This window comes from Microbulbifer sp. VAAF005 (assembly GCF_030012985.1).
Classification (GTDB): Bacteria; Pseudomonadota; Gammaproteobacteria; order Pseudomonadales; family Cellvibrionaceae; genus Microbulbifer.
Genome location: NZ_CP120233.1, coordinates 4,724,063 through 4,744,960, shown reverse-complemented (window position 1 = coordinate 4,744,960; position 20,898 = coordinate 4,724,063). Strand labels below are relative to the sequence as shown.

The following is a 20,898-nucleotide window of genomic DNA, read 5'->3' as shown; positions in this document are numbered from 1 at the left end:
GGCTAGAAGCGATTTATCGTCTTTAGCGCAGGCGCTTATTCCGCATACCAACAAAAGAAAGGTGACCGCTGCTGCTCTTGTCATCTTCACTTTGACTATTTTCATCAGGCCCACTTTCTCCCCCGGTTTCAGAGTTTGTTTGCTTATCATCAGTCCCGCCGTCGTGGCCCAGCTCAAGGGGCTTATCTTCAGCTTCCTTTTGCTCGGCCTCCAGGAACAACTCTCCAACAGTAATACCTAATTGCTCCCGGGTTGACTCTCTGGCATTGGCAAAGCGTTGCTCTACCTCTCCATACCAGGGCAATCCATCCAGACTCGCAGGAATTCCACTGGGCATCCAATCCACGCTCAACCAGCCAGCCAATTCAACCAGAGACACCGTATTCAGATCCCTCAGCAAAACATAATCATTGCGATCGGTCTGGGTTACCATACGATTAGCCTGAAGGATATTCCGCAACCTTCGCCACTGAACAAACTTGATTCCCATACGGGAAATATCGCGCTCCTTCAGAGGCCTCCCCTGCGCGCATTTCTTATACATCTGCCAGAGAACAATAAGGAGGGCAACCAGGTCAGAATGCTCCCGCTCCTGGGTCGCAGCTTGATAAACCGATAGTGTGCGCACCAACACACAGCCGGCCAGTACCAGTATCCACATCAGATAAATCCAAAGCAGGAACAGGGGAACAACAGCGAATGCCCCATAAATTGCCTGGACTGAACTCCGCGCTACCAACAAGCCGAATAAGTACTTCATAACCTCGAAAGCAATCGAGATTATGATCCCCCCTCTATTCCGTGGCGCAACGGGACATTGCAATTGGGCACAGCTATGAACAGTAGGGTAAAAACTATGGAGCTGAAAATAAACGGCAGAACCCTGAATAACAACGAAGTTACCTCAAAGGAATCGGCCCCACCCACGAAAAATTTTTGTGAAAAGACAAAAGTACTTGTCGCCAGGCCCGCCCCCAATAGGATTGGACCCAGACTTAATATCGCCCAATACAAAAGAAAACTCGAAACGCCGCTGCGGCCTTTTTGGACGTCCCAGATAGAGTTAAAGGTCCCCTCGATACCGCGAAGGGTCAAACCGGCAGTAATAATCAGCATCGCGATACCAACGCCAGTCAAACGCTGTGCCTGTTCGGAAAAACTGCTGATATATTTTTGGATCTCGCGCCCACTCTGAGGCAAAAAGTGGGTGAACAGTTGATCCTGTAACCTACTCTGCAAGCCGGCAAAGTCGGGAAACAGTGACAACATGGCGTAGCTGACCGTCACTAGGGGAACTATGCCAAACAGTGTCAGGTAAGTAAGAGCAGCCGCGCGTTGCCGACAATCCTTTTCATCAAACAGTTTCCACAGTGACGTCGCAAAGCGCAGCCAGTGGTTTCCCCAATCCTTAACGGTGCTTCTCATCGTGATCTCTCTATGCCTGGACATCTCGCCCAGGCCGCAGTATTACTGCCCCAAATAGCCAAGGAGCTCCCGAAAACCCCGCAGGACGTTGGGGGGATTATTCAGAAGCGCCTTAGAACTCCGCAACATTCTTCGGTTAGAATACGCCAAACAGTAACAGGATGCCGCCACAATGTGGACGATTTACCACAACCCCCGCTGCTCAAAATCCCGCCAAACCCTACAGCTATTGCAGGATAACGGTATTGAACCGGAGGTGGTTCTCTATCTACAAACTCCACCGTCTGCCGAGGATATTCAGCAGTTGCTGCACAAACTGGATATTGATGCACGACAGTTGTTGCGCACTGGTGAAGAACCCTACAAGCAGTTAAACCTGAAAGACAAAGATCTGGCCGAATCCCAGTTAATTGACGCAATGGCTCAAAACCCTATTTTGATCCAACGCCCGATCGTTATAAAAGGCGACAAAGCAGTGATAGGACGACCCCCTGAAAATGTACTGGGGCTGATCTGATGGATCGGGACAACGAAGGCTATGTCCTCATCCTCTACTACAGCCGCACCGGCGCCACAGCGCGCATGGCCACCGAACTGGCTCGCGGCGTAGAGGCCAGCGGGATTACCGCTCGCCTGCGCACCGTGCCTGGCGTATCCCCAGACACCGAAGCCAGCGAGCCGCCGGTCCCCTCCGAAGGCGCCCCCTACTGTACAATCGAGGACCTGCGCAATTGCTCCGGTTTACTGATGGGCAGCCCCACCCGCTTTGGCAACATGGCCTCTCCGCTGCGCTATTTCCTTGACCAAACCAGTGATATTTGGCTCGATGGCAGCCTTACCGGTAAGCCGGCTGCGGTATTTACCGCCACTGGCAGTCTTCACGGTGGTCAGGAAACTACGCTGGTATCCATGATGCTGCCGCTGCTGCACCACGGCATGTTGATCGCCGGCATCCCGTACTCCGAAGCCGCCTTAATGCGCACCCGCACTGGCGGCACACCCTATGGTGCCTCACACTGGTCCGGTGAACACGCCACATCGCTTTCCGATGACGAAGTAACCCTGTGCCGGGCACTGGGCAAGCGAGTCGGCAGCCTGGCACAGACGCTGGATAATTCGCATAACGGCGACAACTAGAGGATAAAGTGTGAACGATTCTGTACAGCGCAAGCTCAAGATAGCGCTGCGAATTAACTGGATTTGTTATATCGGCATGCTCGTACTGTTTGTCGCCTGGAATCTATTCCTCGAAGGCGGCTCATTATTCCTGTGGTGCTTGCAGACCATACCACTGCTGTTGGTACTACCCGGGTTACTAAAGCAGCACTATCGTAGCTATCTGTGGCTCTGTTTTATTCTTTTGCTGTATATCACTGCCAGTATTGTCGACGTAATGATGCCTACACGCGGCTGGCAGGATGGCGTACTGGTAGTCCTTAGCCTTATCCTATTCTTTTCATCAATGATGAGCAGCCGCTGGCATCGCATGCAATAAGCCTTGGCGAGATTCACATTGCTTGTGATTTTGTAACTGATAAATAGACAACGCTTGCCCCTCAGCGCACTAAGGAGTTTTGAGGTTTGACTGATTCATCCAATGAGAAAGGACTGTTCCGCAGCTTTTTTGGTGCCATTGGCGGCTCAATTACCTGGCTGAGGCGAGTGTTTACCAACCTGGTGTTCCTGTTAATACTGGTATTCCTGGGTATCGCAATTTTTGGCAAGGACGAACAGCTGGTAGTCCCACAGGGCGCGGCCCTTCGAGTGGCTCCGAGTGGATTTCTGGTAGATGAGCTCAGCCAGCCCAGCGGATTACCGATTTTCTTCGGTGGCTCCCAGGGGCCAGCGGAAATCAGGGTTAAGGATCTTGTCGACTCTATCGACAAAGCCGCACAAGACAAACGCATTTCCGCACTGGTGCTGGAACTCGACAATATGGTCGGCGGCAGTCTCAGTAAGCTCGACGAGATTGGCGCAGCCCTGCAGCGCTTCAAGGCTGCCGACAAGCCCATTTATGCGGTGGGTGATAACTACACCCAGGCGCAATATTTCCTCGCCAGCCACGCCGACAAGGTGTACCTGAATCCAATGGGTTCCGTGATGCTCACCGGCTTTGGCGTCTATCGAAATTACTATAAAAGCGCCCTTGAAAAGCTCAAAGTTAATTTCCACGTGTTCCGCGTTGGCGACTACAAGGATTTTATCGAACCCTATACTCGCGACGACATGTCTCCGGCTTCCCGTGAGAATAACCAGCGCTGGCTGCATGAACTCTGGAGTGAGTACACCGAACAGGTGACCGGCCTTCGCAACCTGCCAACTGAAAGCATCGATCTATTTATCGACGAGTTACCCCAGAAACTGCAGCAGCATGAGGGCGACTGGGCACGTACTGCTCTGGCCAATAAACTGGTCGACCAACTCGCCAACCGCAACTTGGCAGTTCGAGAGCTACGCAAAACCATCGGTGAAGATGAGAACGATGAACGCAGTTATAAGGCCATCGATGCCCTCACCTATTTACGCAGCCAAAAGCTCAGCGAAGTCGCCGCCAAAAAAGAACCCAATAAGATTGCCTTAATCACGGCAAGCGGTTCTATTGTCGATGGCCGAGCCCCCGCCGGCAGAATCGGCAGCGAAAGCCTGGGAGAACTAATCGCACAGGCGCGCAAAAAAGAAGTTGATGCACTGGTTCTGCGCATTGACAGTGGCGGCGGCTCCGCCTTCGCGTCAGAAGCAATTCGACAAGAGTTACTCGCCACCCGCGAAGCCGATATCCCTGTCGTTATCTCCATGGGCAGTCTGGCCGCATCTGGAGGCTACTGGATTGCTACCGGCGGCGATCGAATCTGGGCCTCTCCCGCAACCCTGACAGGCTCCATTGGCGTATTTGGTGCCTTCCCGACCTTTGAGGATTCCCTTGAGGCACTGGGTATTTATACCGATGGTGTGGGCACTTCAGACCTGGCCGGCAGCATGCGGTTGGATCGTGCCCTACCCGAGGCAGCCGCCAGTATCCTGCAACAGGGAGTGGATAATACCTACGCCAGGTTCCTGAGAATTGTGGCCGAGTCCCGTGGCAGCACTCCCAAGGAAGTGCACAAAATTGCCCAGGGCCAGGTCTGGACCGGGCGCGCGGCCAAAAACCTGGGGCTGGTAGACGATCTGGGCAATCTCAACGACGCCATTGCCGACGCCGCACAGCTTGCTGAGATCGAAGAATACGATGTAATAGAGATCCAGCGCGAGCTGACTCCCGGCGAAAGATTCCTGCGCGCCCTGAGCGATAATGTGGATGCACGTATCGCCGCCAGCCTTGAGGCAAACCTGCCACTCGGCGCCTGGTTAAACAGCTTACAACCGGTTTTGGCACCAATCGGCGAACTGCAGAGCTTCCGCGACCCGCGCGGACTCTACGTGCGCTGCTTGCCCTGCCTAGCCCCCTAAAAGACTTCATCGCCTCTACCCTGCGCCGGCTCAATGCCGGCGCGGACGCCCATAAAGCTCACGCAATTCATTTTTCGCGGCCTCCAGGATTCTGCGCCTGCGCACAGGCAAATGGGGACCCGCACGATTGATATAAAAAGTGAGCATAGACATGGCTGAGCGGAAAGGCTCTGATTTGCGCTGCTGACTGGCCTCAGCTGCACTCTTCAGGGATTTGGCTATCGCTTTTGGATCATCCAGGCTAAATACACCGGCTTCAAGGTCCAGCGCATGGCTGTTTGTCGTGACTCTCTGTGACCATTTGGCACTTTTTACTGATACCAAACCCCACCTCCATAACCGCAGTTCCCTGTTAAATATATGGTGGCTCAACCAGATTTGGTCGTTGCGGGATTCCTATACCTCGCTATCGGAAATTTTAACCTGCCTTAGAGCCCCACTCAGGGCAACCAGTGCGAATGCCAATAAACTCAGGATTCCCGCCCACAATAGTGTCGTCAGAGGCGCTGCAACCTCGCTCAAAACACCCGCAGCCAGGGCCCCCAGCGCCGCAGAGCCAAATAGGGCAAATTGATAAATGGAGATAATGCGACTGCGATAATCCGCCGGCGCCAGCAATTGCACAATGCCTCGCCCCAGCCCTGCAGAGGCTGCCGCAACCGCCCCCCAACACAGACACAACAGGATCAAGCCAAACTTTGTTGGCCCCAGGCTGATAGCAATCAAGAGTGCTGCGCTGTAAAGCAAGCACATCAAAATTCCTCGCCCTGGCTCTTGTCCCTGCCCCCGTCTCAACATAGTCACCGTCGCGATCACCGTGCCCGCTATAAATGCCAGCTGCAGGGTCGCGTAGTAACCGGCACCGCGACCGTAGTCCTCAGCCAGCAGCGGTAAGACCACCAGGAAAACCCCGATATGCACAAAGCCATTGAATGCCATCAATGCGGTCAGCTCCCGCAATACCGGATGTTTCCATGCCTGACTGAGACCATCCAGAATCAGGGTATGGGGTCGCTTCTGTGGTGCCTTTTGACGCTCTTGAGGCTGGCGCAAGGAAAAAAGTAATAATGAAGCCACTAGCACAACGGCAATCTGTACACCCAGCAAGAGCTGCAAGCCCCACTGGTCAAATCGACTCGCTAGCAGCATGCCCACCGCCTGGCCGCCGTACTGCGCCAACATCATCCAGGTTACGGTTTTTTGCACGCCTCGCTCAGTGGCCTGCCCCTTGCGGTTGCGGGCACTGCGCTGCACCAGGTTGTCCCGTGCCGGCTGTAAAAAAGCGCTGCACACCCCCAGGCAAATTCCGTAAACCATCAAGGTGGATAAATTCAGGACATGGAAGGTGAAATACAACAACAATGCGGTATGGCAAAGCGCCAGGCCCAAGCAGGCCAGAGCCGACACCAGAGCCGGGTCTCGCCTATCCGCCAAAGCACCGCCAAACAACAGGAATACCAGGTTTGGCAGCAATACTGATGCCTGAATCCACCCCAATTGCAGGGCCGGAAGATCCACGATCGTCAGCGCAATCCAGGGCAGCAATATCACCTGCAACCCGGTTGCCAGGGAGGTGCCGCTATAGCCCAACAGAAACCTTTGCAATTGGGTTGGCATTCTAGATACGAAATAACTCAATGATTAATAACCTGCCAACTCACGCTTGTGCGGCGTCATATTTGCCGAGTGCCGCAACCAGAAATACCAGCTTGATAGCTGCCGCAGTTTTTTCAATGCGCGAGCATCGCCACCGTAGCTCACCGCTTCAAACGCCTCTGTCACGGCCCCTGCATAATTCGCCAACTCCACTCTCTCCTCGGCAATTCGGCGAGCGTAATTACCTGCCGTCTCACCAGAACGCCGCCTGATCCCGTTGCGGGCCATACGCTGGCAAAAGCGCTGGTACAGTTTTTCCGCAGGCGTCAACTTGGGCCTGCCTGCGGTGCGAGCGGCCCAAAAACTGATACCCAATAGGAGCACAAAAATCGGAACCCCCAGCAACAAGGCCATACGCATCGGGGAGAGGTCACCAAATATTCGCTGCAACAAATTCTGTTGCCGGTCGGCATTGAAGCTCACTACGGTTTGATACCAACGGTAGTTGATCATATCCCACTGCAAACGCAACTGGCTGAGAATACCGAAACGGTGCAAGGGAAATAGGGAGTCCTGCATAAACTCCTCACCGGCTGCACTCTCCAGACCGTCGCGTACACGCTCTGGTGCCACTGCCGCAGTGGGGTCTACACGCTGCCAGCCGCGATCATCAAGCCAGATTTCAGCCCAGGCGTGGGCATCGTATTCCCGTACCAGCAGGTACTCTTCGCCACTCACCCACTCGCCACCTTGATACCCTGCCACCACCCGCGCCGGCACTCCCGCTGCGCGCATGGCAAACACGTAACTACCGGCAAAGTGCTCACAGAACCCCTGTTGGCTATCGAAAAGGAATTCATCGATGGTATCGCCTCCCAGTGCCGGGGGATTCAAGGTATAAGTGAAAGCGTTGTTGAAGTGCGTCAGCAGCTGGGAGGAAACCGCCTCAGCACTGAGCCCCTGACCCCGCAGGGAAGCCATCCACTGGCGGGTACGGTTATTACCATAACTGGGAAGCTGCAGATTCCTGCGCCGCTCCACATTACTGAGAGAAGTTGGAGTCGGCAGGGTTTCCCTCGGCCAGGAACTAACCTGATAGGAAAAGCGGTTAAAAACCGGGGTCCGCTTTACCAGGCGATCATCCGCAGTCTCTCCAACGCCCGGGCTCTCCGAAGCCGGCTGCGCCATAGCGAACAACCAGGGGCTCCGACTCGCCTCCTGAATTACCTGATAGCGATAACGGGGCCCCACTTGTGGCAGTACCTGTTCACCACTCTTCCAATACACCCGCCCGCCATTGCGAGGATCTACTCCATAACCTTGACGCCAGGTTCGACCATTAAATTCCGAGTACACCAACCCTCTCCAATAGCGTTGTTCAGGAGGGGGAACCGGCCCATCAAAGGAGATGCGCAGGGTTGGCTTGCTGGATTTGGAAAGCTCAGTAAAGTCTCCCGGGGCCATCGAATCACTGACTCCAGTGCGCCCAGCGGAAGTATTTTGCGGTACTGACCAGAGCGGCCCCAGCCTCGGCATAACCAAAAACAACAGCACCATCAGCGGTGTGGCCTGCGCCATCAAACGCATAGACAATCCGAGAGCCCGGCGCGGACTCGCGCTGAACTGCCCCAACTGTGCCGCCAGGGCTGCAGTAATCACTAACACACTAAACAGGCCGTAAAGCGCGTAGGGGATGGTCTGCTCCTGGACAAACAGGGTTGCAGCAACGAAATAGGCCAGCAGCAAGCTGACAAAGGCATCCCTGCGACTGACCAACTCAAGATTTTTCAGGGTAAAGGAAATTGCCAACAATGCGATCATTGGCTCTAGAGCAAACCAGCGCCGGTAGGAAAGAGCCAGTCCTGCCAACGTCAGTGCAATCACTGTTATTTTTAGCGTTCGCCCCGGTAAGTCCTTGCGCCCGCGAAAGACTTCCAGACGCCAAAAAACCGCAAAGGCCCAAGCAAAAGCCACCCACAGAGGAAGCATTGTGAATTGCGGCAACAGGGCGACAAACTGGGCGGCAAAAATCCACAGCAAACTCTCCCTGGGCAATAAATCCTTATTCGCAATCATCACTGGCCTCGCCCCGGGTACAGAGCCAATGCCTGTAAAACCTGCTGCCGATGTTCAGCCCCCAGCGAGGGTTCTAGCGAAACGCCAGGCAGGCGCAAACCATAAGCAACGCTTTGTTTTTCCGCTTGCAGGACCCAGTCACAGAGATTGCTCAAACGCATTTCCACACCCTTGCCTTCGAGCAAATCCCAATCGAGCCACAACCGCGTGTCAGTTTTGCGCTCGTAATCCTTACTGTAGAGATCGCGCCCGGCCGCATATTGCTTCCAGGCTACATGACGAAGGGAATCACCCGCTTGATAGGGTTTCAGCGCAGCATAGTCCTCTCCACCCCGCTGCACTTCGCCAAACTTTCCCTCGGCGATAGCTTCGCCTACAGGTAATGGGCCTGCAGAGATAGGGCGGGGGTAGACCAAAAATTCGACATCCAGGTCAATGCGGCTCCAGCAGCGAAATAACCCGAGAGGGAAACGACTTTCAACCCTCAACCGAGGTGCCTGCACTCGCCCACGTTTTACTACCGGCATAGAGATACAAATATCCGCACTTTTCTGCTCGCACAAATCCACGCGACTGCCCTGCTCCGGTGGCCAACTCAGCTCGAGCCATTCCCGCTCCCGCTTGCCCTCACAACTGACATTAATTTCCGCCTCGGCAAAATCACCAGCAAAAGCTGCCCGGGTATCCAGAAGGCGCAAGTGCACGCCACTTAAATTGGCAAAGGTGTGTAGTGGCAGCACCGCCAAAATGCTAACCAACAAAAATGTCAGAGCGAAAACCAGGTTGTTTTCATAATTGGTGCCCAGTAGCCATAAAAGTGCAATCACCAACAAGAAACCCAGGCCTGCGCGAGTGGGCAGAATAAATAAACGACTGTGATTCAAAGTGATAGCACGGGCCCTCGGTGCCCGGCGACTAAGCCAGCGCTGCGTCAGGCCACGCCAAGACTGCACCAGCATATGCAGGGGGTTGCGGGAAGTGCTTCGACTGGAGGAACTCACACTCATCGACTCAAGCTGCGATCACATCCACTTGGCGCAACAATCGCTCCACCAACTGTTCACCATTACTGCCATCGCTCTGTAGCCGATGACCTGCCACCGCCGGCAACACGGCCTGGATATCCTCAGGCAATACATGGCCGCGATTGTGAATCAACGCCCAGGCTTTGGCTGCGCGCAAAAGGGCCAAAGCGCCTCGGGGTGATAAACCCACTGCGCAATCCGGGCTCTGGCGGGTTTGCAAAACCAGTCGCTCCAGGTAATCCAGCAGACTGTCAGAAGTTTTCACCTGTCCAACCAGGCTTTGCATTTTTCCGAGTGTGGCAATATCAATTCTGGGTTTTATTTTCGCCAGCTGCTGTCTCGGATCGGCCCCCATAAACAAAGCCCGCTCCGCCTCCCGGGTGGGGTAGCCAAGACTGATACGCATAAGGAAGCGATCCAGCTGGGATTCCGGCAATGCAAAGGTGCCCGATTGTTGCATCGGGTTTTGCGTGGCAATCACAAAAAATGGCTGGGGCAGTGTGCGGGTCTCGCCATCGACACTCACCTGGCGCTCTTCCATAGCTTCTAACAGCGCACTCTGGGTTTTTGGCGATGAGCGATTAATCTCATCCGCCAATAACACCTGGCTAAACACAGGTCCCTCGTGAAAGTGAAATTGGCTGGACTCCCGATCAAATATCGAAACACCAAGAATATCCGCCGGCAACATATCACTGGTGAACTGCACCCGCTTATAAGTTAGCCCCAGCACCTGTGCGAGTGCATGGGCCAAGGTGGTCTTACCCATACCCGGTAGGTCTTCGATCAACAGGTGGCCTTTTGATAACAAACAGGCCAACGCCAACTTCACCTGGCGCTCTTTACCCAATAAAACGCTGCCGATATCAGACACTATGGCGGAAACTATTTTTTGCACGGCAAATCCATTACTGCTCAATTTTTCTAAAGGGGGCTATTTCTGCACACCGGCAGGGGCATTAAACAACGCAAACGCTACCGGAAGCGGCGGGCAGTATTCCACTGTCCGCCAGGGAGCCTCTGGATAACTCCGTGATACCTCTGGCATGCAGCGCGGTTCACAATCCAGGCGCGGCTTCGCAGGAATGTCTAGACCTTTCAAGAAGCTGCAACGCAGAGTGTGAATCGCTCTGCAAGCCCCGAAGGGCGGGTCTTGAAGGCCGCATCTGCTGTGTTGCAGCTCTTGCAAAGGGCTGTGGCCACTACGCCTAACATCTGTAGCCTTCAAGGCCCGCAGAGGTATTGCGGAATTATTCAGAGGCTCCCTAATAATCATAGGTAGCTGGGCGCGCTTATAACTGGGATAATCCACGCATCAGGTCGCGCTTGAGGTCCTCAACATTTTCCAGCCCTACCGAAACACGAATCAAATTTTCGGTAATTCCGGCGCGAGCCTTATCTTCATCACTAAGGCGGCCGTGGGTTGTCGTGGCAGGGTGCACAATAGTGGTTTTTGCATCCCCCAAGTTGGCAGTGCAGGAGAGGATTTTACAATTGTCGATCACTTTCCAGGCAGCTTCGCGACCACCGCGCACAGTAAAACTCAGCACTGCGCCAAAAGCGTCCTGCTGTTCCCGCGCTAGGCGGTGTTGGGGGTGTTTAGGCAAGCCGGTGTAATTTACCTTCTCCACCATCTCCTGCTCATCGAGCCACCAAGCCAAGTCGAGTGCATTGGTGCAATGCGCCTGCATACGCAACTTTAAAGTTTCCAGCCCTTTGAGGAATACCCAAGCATTAAACGGGCTCATGCTCGGTCCAGCAGTGCGCAGGAAAACCACCAACTCATCCATTACTTCCTTGCGACCAACGGCAACACCGCCCAGGGCCCGCCCCTGGCCGTCGAGGAATTTGGTTGCGGAGTGCACCACAATATCGGCGCCCATGGATAGAGGTCGCTGCAGTGCCGGGGTACAAAAACAGTTGTCGACCACCAGCATGGCACCAGCGCTGTGGGCGACCTGTGCCAACGCGCGGATATCGGCTACTTCACACAGAGGGTTGGAAGGCGTCTCCATAAACAGCAGCTTGGTGGAACCATCTACGGCCTGCTTCCAGGCATCCATATCGGTCAAATCGACATAGCTCACCCGCACGCCGAACTTTTCCATATAACGGCCAAATAAAGCCGTGGTGGTGCCGAAAACACTGCGGGAACAGATAACGTGGTCGCCACTTTTCAGTAGCGCCATACAAATACTGAGAATGGCAGCCATGCCGCTAGCAGTGGCTACCGCAGCTTCACCGCCTTCGAGAGCAGCGATGCGCTCTTCAAAAGTGCGTACTGTGGGGTTGGTATAGCGGGAGTAGACGTTGCCGGAGCTTTCGCCAGAAAAGCGCGCAGCAGCCTCTGCAGCGGAGGGGAAAACATAACTGGAGGTGAGGTAAAGTGCCTCGGAGTGCTCTCCTTCCGGTGAGCGAACCTGGCCGGCGCGCACCGCCAGGGTTTCCAGAGCGTAACCGTCGTCTTCAAACATATACCGCTTCCTGGTCAGTATTTTTGGAAGCAGTCATCTTAACCGAAACGATCTTAACTGGCGCCCTCTTCTGCCGCGAGAAAAGGACGCTTACGCTTTTTTACTATTGGCAGGCTACAAAAACGGTTTTTTTGCCGCCCGCCAATCAGGTGAAGGATATTTAGATATTCCCCCAAAGGGCGAATTACAAAGCGTTGGCGTCGGCCTTTTTACGCTTCGCCGTATCATTGCGCTGAGCGTGCAGATCGTTCAGGTATTCCTCGTCCACATCACCGGTGATGTAATTGCCGTCGAATACAGAGCAATCAAAGCGATCAATTTTTTGCTTGCCGCCACTGGAGCTGACCACCAAATCTTCCAGCTCCTGGTAGATCAACCAGTCTGCGCCAATCTCCTCACAGATTTCCTCGGTGGTGCGACCGTGAGCCACCAGCTCAGTGGCGGAGGGCATGTCGATACCGTAAACATTCGGGTATTTTACCGCTGGTGCAGCACTGGCGAAGTACACTTTGGCAGCACCGGCATCGCGGGCCATCTGGATAATCTGCTTACAGGTAGTACCGCGCACAATGGAGTCATCTACCAGCAACACATTCTTGCCACGGAATTCCAGCTCGATGGCGTTGAGCTTCTGGCGAACCGACTTCTTGCGCTGCTTTTGACCGGGCATGATAAAGGTCCGTCCGATATAGCGGTTCTTCACCATACCTTCACGGAATTTCACCCCCAAGCGGTGGGCTACCGTCTGACCTGCCGTGCGGGCAGAATCCGGGATCGGGATAACCACGTCGATATCGTGATCCGGGCGCATGCTGAGAATTTTGTCCGCCAGATGCTCACCCTGACGCAAACGCGCCTTGTGTACCGATACGCCATCCATAATGGAGTCAGGACGGGCAAAGTACACATGCTCAAAAATACAGGGAGTCAAAGACGGGTTATCTGAACACTGCTCGGAGTGCACAGTGCCATCCAGCTCGATATAGAGCGCTTCGCCAGGAGCGACATCGCGCACCAGGGTGTAACCCAGTACGTCCAGAGCCACGGACTCGGAAGCCACCATATATTCGGTGCCCTTCTCGGTTTCACGCTTGCCGTAAACCAGTGGACGAATTCCGTTGGGATCGCGGAAAGCGACAATACCGTAACCGACAATCAGGGCAACGCAAGCGTAGGCGCCGCGCACGCGCTTGTGTACAGAGCGCATCGCACTGAAGATATCTTCGGCTTTCGGCTGCAGCTTGTGCAACTTGTGCAGCTCGTGGGCGAACACGTTCAGCAACACTTCCGAGTCAGAATCTGTATTGATATGACGCAGGTCCTGCTGGAAGATCTCATCGACCACCTCGTGCACATTGGTGAGGTTGCCGTTGTGAGCCATGGCGATGCCGTAGGGAGAGTTCACGTAGAACGGCTGAGCCAGCGCCGGGCCGGAGCTGCCGGCAGTGGGGTAGCGGACGTGACCAATACCAAAATTGCCTTTCAGACGCTCCATGTGGCGCGCGCGGAATACGTCGCGAACCAGACCATTGGCTTTCTGCTGGTTCAGGCGATCATCGTCACAGGTAACGATACCGGCGGCATCCTGTCCCCTGTGCTGTAGCAGAGTGAGCCCATCATAGAGCTGCAGATTGACGTCACTCTTACCGACGATACCGACGATACCACACATATATTTGACCCTATTGACTCGAGAAGAGCGCTTTTGGCGCTCTATTTAAAACAACTTTACGAAGAATTCCTTAACGGAGCCCGCCAGCTCCCGCGCACTATCCTCAAATTCGAGGAAATGGGGAATCAAAACAGACTGACTCCACCAGCTGTCCTGCTCCACCGGCACCAATGCCGGGGCCAGGATCAACAGCGCCATCACGACAATGGCCCCCCGCACCAAGCCAAACGCCATTCCCAGCACTCTATCTGTACCGGATAGCCCAGTTGCCTCAACAAAGGCAGAAAGCACCATGTTGAGACCGGCGCCAGCGAGTAAGGTGCCGATAAACAGGATGCCAAAAGCTGCAATCATTTGGAGGGAGGGGGTGTCGACGAGGTTGGATAGCATTGGCGCCAGCTGGTCGCGAAACATCATGGCGACGATAAAGGCGGCAATCCAGGTAAGCAGAGACAAGGTTTCCTTGATGAAACCTCGACTAAGGCCGATAAGCGTGGAGATACCCACAATAGCCAGAATGATCCAGTCAGCCCAATTCATTCAATCCTACCTGCGTGGCGGCTGCTGCCGCGAAGAGCGCGCATTCTAACTGAAGGGACTAAGCGCGTGAAGCCGTAGGCCAACCGATTGGAATTTATTACTTGTAGTACCGCTTTCCCTGGACGTTTGGCGCAGTGGCAATCGGTTAATTGCGAATAAAAGTGCAAAGTGGAAGTCTGCCAGCAAGTTGCCACCATCCGCCTCGGGCTGAAATGGTGGCAACCTGAAGTCAAAGGCCCGATCAGGCCTTGAACTGAAGCACGAGGGTCTGGGCTTTCAGAAGGGTATCCAATTCTTTTTTCAGCTGATGGGCATCGGCCTTGTTGACCTTTGGCCCAACAAAGACCCGCACCAGGCGACCCTTATCTGTATCCACCGCCCGAGTATAGGCACTGTAGCCCTCGTTCATCAGGCGCAAACGCAGCTTGTCCGCATTGGACTCATCCCGGTAGGAAGCCACTTGAACCACCCAGGCCACAGGCAGGCCATAGGCATCCACAAGGGGCGAGGCTCCCTTCTTCGGCGCGGGCAGTTTTTCCTCCGGCTCATCACTCTTGGCGATCTCTGACCGTTCCTCTCCCTCATCAGCTACTGGAGCCTTCGGGTTGGAGAAGTTCTCCGGCAGATCCGGCTGGAAAGCCTCACCGGGCGCCGGTGCTGGCACAGCATCCGCTACCGGCTGTGGCTCGGCAATTTCAATAGGGCGTATATCCGGCTCCGCCGGAATCTGGCTGGTTTCACTGATATTGCCTGCGGCCTCCCGGTCCAACAGGCTGGGCAAGAAAATAACGGCAAGCGCAGCCAAAACCAGCGCACCGACAATGCGCTGCTTAAATCCGTCGTTCAATCGCCCTCGGCGGGAGGGTTTACCCTCGCAATTCTCCATTACCTTCGTCTCGCATCTGCTGCAGAACCTCAGCCACAGTAAAGAAGGAACCAAATACAAGCAACCTGTCTTGTGGACCAATGGTCGGCAGCAGCTGTTGTAAACCATCGGCGACCGTTGGACAGCGGCTATCGGCGTTCGTTGCCTCAACACCTGCTGCGGCCAGACCTTCCAGCAAGGTCTCTCCGCTCGCAGCGCGGCTATTGCCCTGCAACTCTGCGGGGTGCCAGGCATCCACCACACCCCGTAAAGGCGCGAAGAGTCCCACCAAATCCTTATCGGCCATAGCCGCTACCAGCGCATGGGTCTCACCATCTACAGGGTGATCTGCAAGCCATTTAGCCAAGTGTTCGGCCGCTGCCGGATTGTGCCCCACATCCAACAGCAAGTTGCGCCCCTGCCATTGAACCTGCTGACAGCGCCCAGGCAGGGCAATTTCAGCCAGTGCAGATTCGATCCCACTCTGGGGCAATACATTGAGCAGAGCCAGCGCGGTAATCCCAGCAGCGATACTTGGGCGCGGCAAGCTGATCGGGGGGATCACAAGTTCCAACTTACCAAAGCGGTAAAGTTCTTTTTTACCCTCTCCCAAATTCAGAGAGAAATCCTGACCTATAAAGTAACTGGAACTGGACAATTTTTCTGCCGCAGACAGCACAGATTGGGTGGGATTGTTATCAGCACAGACAAAAGGCGCCCCGGCACGCAGGATACCGGCTTTCTCACGGCCGATTATTTCCCGGTCACTGCCAAGCCAGTCCTCGTGATCAATGGCAACACTAGTGATAATAGCGAGATCCGCATCCACCAGGTTAACTGCATCCAGGCGTCCACCCAGGCCAACTTCCAGAAGTGCAAACTCGACGCCTGCCCTTTGAAATAACCAGAGCGCCGCCAGGGTGGTGTATTCAAAATAGGTCAGGCTGGTCTCACCGCGAGCAACCTCGATAGCCTCAAACGCCAGCACGAGATCTTTATCGGCAACCTCTTCACCCCCGATACGTACCCTCTCGTTAAAGCGCAGAAGGTGTGGGGAACTGTAAGCGCCTACGGAGCGCCCCCCTTACACAGCAGCGCCTCCATAGTGGCCACGCAGGAACCCTTACCATTGGTGCCCGCCACAGTAATCACTGTCGGTGCCGGTTTCTGGATACCCAGTGCATCGGCCACAGATGCGACGCGCTCAAGACCTAATTCAATTTCGGAAGGGTGCAGCTGCTCCAGACGGGAGAGCCAATCTTGCAGTGAAGGCATAGTTGAAAACATCGATGATGGGGGCTGCAATCAGCGGAAATTAAGCTGATCACAGCATAACCCCAAGGGAATGGAAATCAGTTGCCGGTCAGTTTACCCAATATGCGGGACACTGTAGAGCGCATTTCCTTACGAGGAATAATCATATCAATTGCGCCGTGCTCCAGCAGGAACTCACTGCGCTGGAAACCTTTCGGCAATTTCTGGCGAATGGTCTGCTCGATAATATTCGGGCCGGCAAAACCAGCGCGCGCTCCGGGCTCCGCCGCGTTGATATCACCCAGCAGGGCCAGGGATGCGGAAACACCACCGTATACCGGGTCGGTCATAATGGAGATATAAGGCACACCGGCCATCTTCATTTTTTCCAGCACCGCCGAGGTTTTAGCCATCTGCATCAGGGAGATCAGGGCCTCCTGCATCCGGGCACCACCGGTAGCAGAGAAACAAACCAGCGGGATACGCTGCTCCAAGGCACGCTGAGCGGCACGGGTAAAGCGCTCACCGACCACATAGCCCATGGAGCCACCGTGGAAAGCGAACTCAAATGCTACCGCTACCAGGGGGGCACCATTCAGGCTGCCCTGCATGGCAATCAGCGCATCCTTCTCACCAGTGGACTTTTGTGCCTGTACCAAGCGGTCTTTATATTTTTTAACATCTTTAAACTTCAGACGATCAACCGGCTGCACATCGGTGGCCAGCTCTTCACGACCTTCCTCGTCGAGGAAGATATCCAGGCGGCGACGGGCGCCGATTCTAAAGTGGTGATCGCACTTGGGGCACACATCCAGATTGCGTTCCAGCTCCGGGCGATAAAGCATCGCATCGCATTTGACGCACTTCTTCCAAACCCCCTCGGGGACCTTGCTGCTGCCGGTGCGACGCTCTGTGCGAATTACCGCAGGGACAATTTTTTCTAACCAGCTCATCTCGTTTCCAAATCCGGAGGCTTTCTTTGGGCCGGCACATTTTACCGACCAGTGGGTTTCAGGCTAGGAATTAAAACACTAAGCTGAACAACAAACCCGGCCAGATCAGCCGCTATTTTTGGCTTTCTGGCCAGCTTTGTGCTTAGACCTATAGCTGCTTTTAGCGATCCAGGGCTTCGCGCATCTCGCTGACAATAGCCCCAACCGCCGTTTTAGCGGCTTCCAGGTCTGCCGCCGCATCTACCGCCGACACCAGCACGCTACCGACTACAGCACCGTCGCCATGGGCACTGACCTGGCGGGCCGAGGTACCATCTTTGATACCGAAGCCAACACACAGGGGCAGATCGGTAAACTGGCGAATATGGTCCAGATTGTCACGCACCGAATCCAAATCCAGGTGGCCTGCTCCGGTAACCCCTTTCAGGGATACATAGTAAACAAAGCCGCTGGCAACATCGGTAATTTCACGAATACGCTCTTCAGTGGTGGTAGGCGTTAGTAGGAAGATATTGCGCAGGTTGCGCTCCGCCAAAAAGGCATTCAGGGAACCGGACTCTTCAGCCGGCAGATCTACGGTCAGGGCACCATCGACACCCGCAGTAGACGCCGCTTCAGCAAACTCCAGTTCACCCATACGCTGAATAGGGTTGGCATAGCCCATCAGGATTACCGGGGTGTCACTATCCGACTGACGAAATTCTTTCACCAATGCCAAACATTTGCGCAGCGAAGCCCCATTGGCCAGTGCTCGCTCATGCCCTTTCTGAATTACCGGGCCCTCTGCCATGGGGTCGGAAAATGGCACCCCCAGTTCAATAACATCGGCCCCGCTGGCCACCAACTGATGCATCAGCGGCACAGTATTGTCCAAGCCGCCATCGCCAGCGACAATATAAGTTACCAGTGCCTTGCGGCCCTCATCGCGCAACTTGGCAAAGCGGCGATCAATTCTATTTTGTTCTGTCACAGTTTATTCCCTGAGCTACTCCTGGCAAAAAGCCAGCTCAATTATTTGATCCTCACCCATTTTGCCCGCCTCAGAGGCGGGCGGTGATATTGCTACACCTCGATACCGTCAATAGCGGCAACGGTGAAAATATCCTTATCGCCTCGGCCGGAGAGATTCACCAGGACATTCTGCTCAGGGCTCATGGAAGCCGCCAACTTGAGCGCGTACGCGACTGCATGGCTGGATTCCAATGCCGGCAAAATACCCTCAGTGCGAGTGAGTCGACGGAAGGCATCCAGGGCTTCATCATCATCGGCGGTGACATATTCCACCCGGCCGATATCTTTCAGCCAAGAGTGCTCAGGGCCAACACCCGGGTAGTCGAGCCCCGCAGAAACCGAGTGAGTCTCGATAATCTGGCCGTCATCATCTTCCATCAGGTAGGTGCGGTTACCGTGCAGAACACCGGGAATACCATCATTCAGTGGTGCAGCATGCTTACCAGAAGCCAGGCCTTCACCGCCGGCTTCGACACCAAACATTTTCACTTCAGCGTCATTCAGGAACGGGTGGAACAGGCCAATCGCATTGGAACCACCACCGACGCAGGCCACCAGCGCATCGGGCAACTGGCCAAAGCGCTCCAGACTCTGGCGACGGGCTTCACGGCCGATAATAGAGTTGAAGTCGCGCACCAATTGCGGATAAGGGTGAGGACCAGCCACAGTGCCGATAATGTAGAAAGTATTATCGACATTGGTTACCCAATCGCGCATGGCTTCATTCATGGCGTCCTTTAGGGTCTTGGAGCCGGATTCCACCGGCACCACTTCTGCCCCGAGCAGTTTCATACGGTATACGTTGGGGGACTGGCGCTTAACGTCTTCCGCACCCATATAAACCGTACACTGCAAACCGAGACGCGCTGCCACGGTTGCCGTAGCCACACCGTGTTGACCAGCGCCGGTTTCGGCAATAACACGGGTTTTACCGCTGTGTTTGGCCAGCAGTGCCTGGCCCACCGTGTTATTTACCTTGTGCGCACCGGTATGGTTCAGATCTTCCCTCTTAAGCCAGATTCGCGCACCGCCCGCCTGCTCAGTCAGTCGCTCAGCAAGATACAGCGGCGATGGCCTGCCTACGTAGTGCGCCAGATCGTGATCAAAGGCAGCGACAAAATCCGGATCATCTTTCAGGCGGCTATACATTGCCTGAAGCTCATCCAATGCGCTGATCAGCGTCTCCGATACAAAGCGACCGCCGTAGGGACCAAAATGTCCGCTCGCATCCGGGAAGGTGGAAAAATCGATAGCACCTGGCTTACTCACACTCATACTCCGTGGTCACGTGGGTTAAAACTTTCTTTCTGTTTACCTACTGTTTGAATAGTTCTTCCTGAACTATTCAAACGTCGCCAGAAAATACTGGCGCAGATGCATCGATCTGCTGGTATTTGCTGGCTCGCGCCGGCCAAGCCGGCGAGCGGCACTTCCCTGTGCCGCTTCAATACTATTAGCCGTAGTTCTTCCTGAACTATTCAAACGTCGCCAGAAAATACTGGCGCAGATGCGTCGATCTGCTGGTATTTACTGGCTCGCGCCGGCCAAGCCGGCGGGCGGCACTTCCCTGTGCCGCTTCAATACTATTAGCCGTAGTTCTCCCTGAACTATTCAAACGTCGCCAGAAAATACTGGCGCAGATGCGTCGATCTGCTGGTATTTACTGGCTCGCGCCGGCCAAGCCGGCGGGCGGCACTTCCCTGTGCCGCTTCAATACTATTAGCCGTAGTTCTCCCTGAACTATTCAAACGTCGCCAGAAAATACTGGCGCAGATGCGTCGATCTGCTGGTATTTGCTGGCTCGCGCCGGCCAAGCCGGCGGGCGGCACTTCCGGTACCGCCTCTAAATCTATCTCTTCGCAGCGCTGACAAACGCAAAAACTTTTTCTCGATCCTTGCGTCCCGGCTGACGCTCTACACCTCCGCTCACATCCACCCCCTGTGGGCGCGCAGCTTCTACTGCTGCAGTTACATTCGCGGGATTCAAGCCACCGGCAAGAACGATCGGGCGACTGCTATCTTGGGGAACCCTGTCCCAATCAAAGGTCTCTCCGGTACCACCGGGGATACCGGGCCTGTAGGCATCCAATAGAAAGCCCCGGGCTTTGGGGTGCTCAGTCATTGCGGCTTTGACATCGAGGTCATCTTTCATCCGCAACGCTTTGATATAGGGGCGCCGGAATTGTTCGCAGAAACGGGCACTTTCATCGCCGTGGAATTGCAACAGGTTAAGCGGCACCGATTCCAGTACAGCGTCCACCTCACTCTGTGCCGCATCGACAAATAACCCCGTCAGGGTGACAAATGGGGGAACTGCCGCTGCAACTTTAGCTGCCATATCAAGATCGATATTGCGCGGGCTCGGCTTATAAAATACCAGGCCCAACGCGTCGGCACCTGCATCTACAGCCATCAGGGCATCTTCTATACAAGTGATGCCGCATATTTTTACTTGCATCGTGTAACCTGGACTCAGCCGGCTGGCCGATCAAAAGAGGGAACGACGGATACTAGCAGATAGTCAGAAGGCGCGAAATGCACGCCCTCTCCCAGATTTGCT

At 54.8% G+C, this 20,898-nt stretch carries 20 protein-coding genes and 1 pseudogene; 4 read left to right on the top strand and 17 right to left on the bottom strand.

Translation table 11 applies throughout. The annotated features are described in order from the left end of the window. Positions 1 to 22: 22 nt before the first annotated feature. Positions 23 to 1,425: pseudogene (locus P0078_RS21275) on the bottom strand (YihY family inner membrane protein). 172 nt (positions 1,426 to 1,597) lie between these two features. On the opposite strand from P0078_RS21275, the gene arsC reads away from it, so the two are divergent. The 4 genes from arsC (at position 1,598) to sppA (ending at position 4,872) form a co-directional block, all read left to right on the top strand. Continuing rightward, on the top strand, positions 1,598 to 1,942 hold the full coding sequence (gene arsC / locus P0078_RS21270) for an arsenate reductase (glutaredoxin) (RefSeq protein ID WP_282931887.1): 345 nt from the start codon (positions 1,598 to 1,600) through the stop codon (positions 1,940 to 1,942). Further along, positions 1,942 to 2,562, top strand: a complete 621-nt coding sequence (wrbA, locus tag P0078_RS21265; RefSeq protein WP_282931886.1) for an NAD(P)H:quinone oxidoreductase — start codon at positions 1,942 to 1,944, stop codon at positions 2,560 to 2,562. Before arsC ends, wrbA begins: the two co-directional genes overlap by 1 nt. A 10-nt stretch (positions 2,563 to 2,572) precedes the next feature. Continuing rightward, positions 2,573 to 2,920, top strand: coding sequence for a DUF2069 domain-containing protein (locus P0078_RS21260; RefSeq protein ID WP_282931885.1), 348 nt, complete (start codon positions 2,573 to 2,575; stop codon positions 2,918 to 2,920). Positions 2,921 to 3,006: 86 nt separating this feature from the next. Continuing rightward, positions 3,007 to 4,872, top strand: a complete 1,866-nt coding sequence (gene sppA, locus P0078_RS21255) for a signal peptide peptidase SppA (protein WP_282931884.1) — start codon at positions 3,007 to 3,009, stop codon at positions 4,870 to 4,872. A gap of 30 nt (positions 4,873 to 4,902) precedes the next feature. Here sppA and P0078_RS21250 read toward each other — a convergent pair whose 3' ends face one another. The 16 genes from P0078_RS21250 to P0078_RS21175 all read right to left on the bottom strand — a co-directional run bounded on the left by P0078_RS21250 (position 4,903) and on the right by P0078_RS21175 (position 20,796). Next, complete coding sequence (locus P0078_RS21250; protein WP_282931883.1) at positions 4,903 to 5,196, bottom strand: DUF3175 domain-containing protein; 294 nt, start codon at positions 5,194 to 5,196, stop codon at positions 4,903 to 4,905. A gap of 72 nt (positions 5,197 to 5,268) precedes the next feature. Beyond that, positions 5,269 to 6,477: an MFS transporter gene (locus P0078_RS21245; RefSeq protein ID WP_282931882.1), complete on the bottom strand. Its 1,209-nt coding sequence runs from the start codon at positions 6,475 to 6,477 to the stop codon at positions 5,269 to 5,271. 36 nt (positions 6,478 to 6,513) lie between these two features. Continuing rightward, positions 6,514 to 8,544, bottom strand: a complete 2,031-nt coding sequence (locus P0078_RS21240; protein WP_282934658.1) for a transglutaminase TgpA family protein — start codon at positions 8,542 to 8,544, stop codon at positions 6,514 to 6,516. Next, positions 8,544 to 9,551, bottom strand: coding sequence for a DUF58 domain-containing protein (locus tag P0078_RS21235; protein ID WP_282931881.1), 1,008 nt, complete (start codon positions 9,549 to 9,551; stop codon positions 8,544 to 8,546). The genes P0078_RS21240 and P0078_RS21235 overlap by 1 nt, the downstream gene beginning before the upstream one ends. A 4-nt stretch (positions 9,552 to 9,555) precedes the next feature. After that, on the bottom strand, positions 9,556 to 10,467 hold the full coding sequence (locus P0078_RS21230) for an AAA family ATPase (RefSeq protein ID WP_282931880.1): 912 nt from the start codon (positions 10,465 to 10,467) through the stop codon (positions 9,556 to 9,558). A 394-nt stretch (positions 10,468 to 10,861) separates the two neighbouring features. Continuing rightward, positions 10,862 to 12,043 (bottom strand): O-succinylhomoserine sulfhydrylase, encoded by a 1,182-nt coding sequence (locus P0078_RS21225; protein ID WP_282931879.1) that lies wholly within the window; start codon positions 12,041 to 12,043, stop codon positions 10,862 to 10,864. A gap of 184 nt (positions 12,044 to 12,227) precedes the next feature. After that, entirely contained in the window at positions 12,228 to 13,715 is a 1,488-nt protein-coding gene (gene purF / locus P0078_RS21220; protein WP_282931878.1) for an amidophosphoribosyltransferase, read from the bottom strand. Between the two features lie 45 nt (positions 13,716 to 13,760). After that, a complete protein-coding gene (locus tag P0078_RS21215) occupies positions 13,761 to 14,255 on the bottom strand; it encodes a CvpA family protein (RefSeq protein ID WP_282931877.1) in 495 nt (164 codons plus the stop codon). Positions 14,256 to 14,496: 241 nt separating this feature from the next. Further along, the gene (locus P0078_RS21210; RefSeq protein WP_282931876.1) at positions 14,497 to 15,141 is read right to left on the bottom strand and encodes an SPOR domain-containing protein; all 645 of its coding nucleotides are present in this window, start codon (positions 15,139 to 15,141) and stop codon (positions 14,497 to 14,499) included. Then, entirely contained in the window at positions 15,122 to 16,141 is a 1,020-nt protein-coding gene (locus P0078_RS21205) for a bifunctional folylpolyglutamate synthase/dihydrofolate synthase (protein ID WP_282934657.1), read from the bottom strand. The genes P0078_RS21210 and P0078_RS21205 overlap by 20 nt, the downstream gene beginning before the upstream one ends. 47 nt (positions 16,142 to 16,188) lie before the next feature. Next, complete coding sequence (locus tag P0078_RS21200; RefSeq protein WP_282931875.1) at positions 16,189 to 16,395, bottom strand: hypothetical protein; 207 nt, start codon at positions 16,393 to 16,395, stop codon at positions 16,189 to 16,191. Between the two features lie 77 nt (positions 16,396 to 16,472). Further along, on the bottom strand, positions 16,473 to 17,327 hold the full coding sequence (accD, locus tag P0078_RS21195) for an acetyl-CoA carboxylase, carboxyltransferase subunit beta (protein WP_282931874.1): 855 nt from the start codon (positions 17,325 to 17,327) through the stop codon (positions 16,473 to 16,475). 160 nt (positions 17,328 to 17,487) lie between these two features. Next, positions 17,488 to 18,297 (bottom strand): tryptophan synthase subunit alpha, encoded by an 810-nt coding sequence (gene trpA / locus P0078_RS21190; protein WP_282931873.1) that lies wholly within the window; start codon positions 18,295 to 18,297, stop codon positions 17,488 to 17,490. A gap of 92 nt (positions 18,298 to 18,389) precedes the next feature. Further along, on the bottom strand, positions 18,390 to 19,613 hold the full coding sequence (gene trpB / locus P0078_RS21185; RefSeq protein WP_108732438.1) for a tryptophan synthase subunit beta: 1,224 nt from the start codon (positions 19,611 to 19,613) through the stop codon (positions 18,390 to 18,392). A 332-nt stretch (positions 19,614 to 19,945) separates the two neighbouring features. Next, positions 19,946 to 20,167, bottom strand: a complete 222-nt coding sequence (locus P0078_RS21180; RefSeq protein WP_282931872.1) for a hypothetical protein — start codon at positions 20,165 to 20,167, stop codon at positions 19,946 to 19,948. Between the two features lie 20 nt (positions 20,168 to 20,187). Further along, positions 20,188 to 20,796: a phosphoribosylanthranilate isomerase gene (locus P0078_RS21175; RefSeq protein ID WP_282931871.1), complete on the bottom strand. Its 609-nt coding sequence runs from the start codon at positions 20,794 to 20,796 to the stop codon at positions 20,188 to 20,190. Between the last annotated feature and the right edge of the window lie 102 nt (positions 20,797 to 20,898).

What these genes read in the sequence shown, in the direction of transcription:
- wrbA (WP_282931886.1), top strand. Translation starts at nt 1,942, where the DNA reads ATGGATCGGGACAACGAAGGCTATGTCCTCATCCTCTACTACAGCCGC.
- arsC (WP_282931887.1), top strand. Translation starts at nt 1,598, where the DNA reads ATGTGGACGATTTACCACAACCCCCGCTGCTCAAAATCCCGCCAAACC.
- P0078_RS21215 (WP_282931877.1), bottom strand. Translation starts at nt 14,255, where the DNA reads ATGAATTGGGCTGACTGGATCATTCTGGCTATTGTGGGTATCTCCACG.
- P0078_RS21200 (WP_282931875.1), bottom strand. Translation starts at nt 16,395, where the DNA reads ATGCCTTCACTGCAAGATTGGCTCTCCCGTCTGGAGCAGCTGCACCCT.
- trpB (WP_108732438.1), bottom strand. Translation starts at nt 19,613, where the DNA reads ATGAGTGTGAGTAAGCCAGGTGCTATCGATTTTTCCACCTTCCCGGAT.
- P0078_RS21225 (WP_282931879.1), bottom strand. Translation starts at nt 12,043, where the DNA reads ATGTTTGAAGACGACGGTTACGCTCTGGAAACCCTGGCGGTGCGCGCC.
- P0078_RS21235 (WP_282931881.1), bottom strand. Translation starts at nt 9,551, where the DNA reads ATGAGTGTGAGTTCCTCCAGTCGAAGCACTTCCCGCAACCCCCTGCAT.
- P0078_RS21210 (WP_282931876.1), bottom strand. Translation starts at nt 15,141, where the DNA reads ATGGAGAATTGCGAGGGTAAACCCTCCCGCCGAGGGCGATTGAACGAC.
- purF (WP_282931878.1), bottom strand. Translation starts at nt 13,715, where the DNA reads ATGTGTGGTATCGTCGGTATCGTCGGTAAGAGTGACGTCAATCTGCAG.
- P0078_RS21240 (WP_282934658.1), bottom strand. Translation starts at nt 8,544, where the DNA reads ATGATTGCGAATAAGGATTTATTGCCCAGGGAGAGTTTGCTGTGGATT.
- P0078_RS21175 (WP_282931871.1), bottom strand. Translation starts at nt 20,796, where the DNA reads ATGCAAGTAAAAATATGCGGCATCACTTGTATAGAAGATGCCCTGATG.
- accD (WP_282931874.1), bottom strand. Translation starts at nt 17,327, where the DNA reads ATGAGCTGGTTAGAAAAAATTGTCCCTGCGGTAATTCGCACAGAGCGT.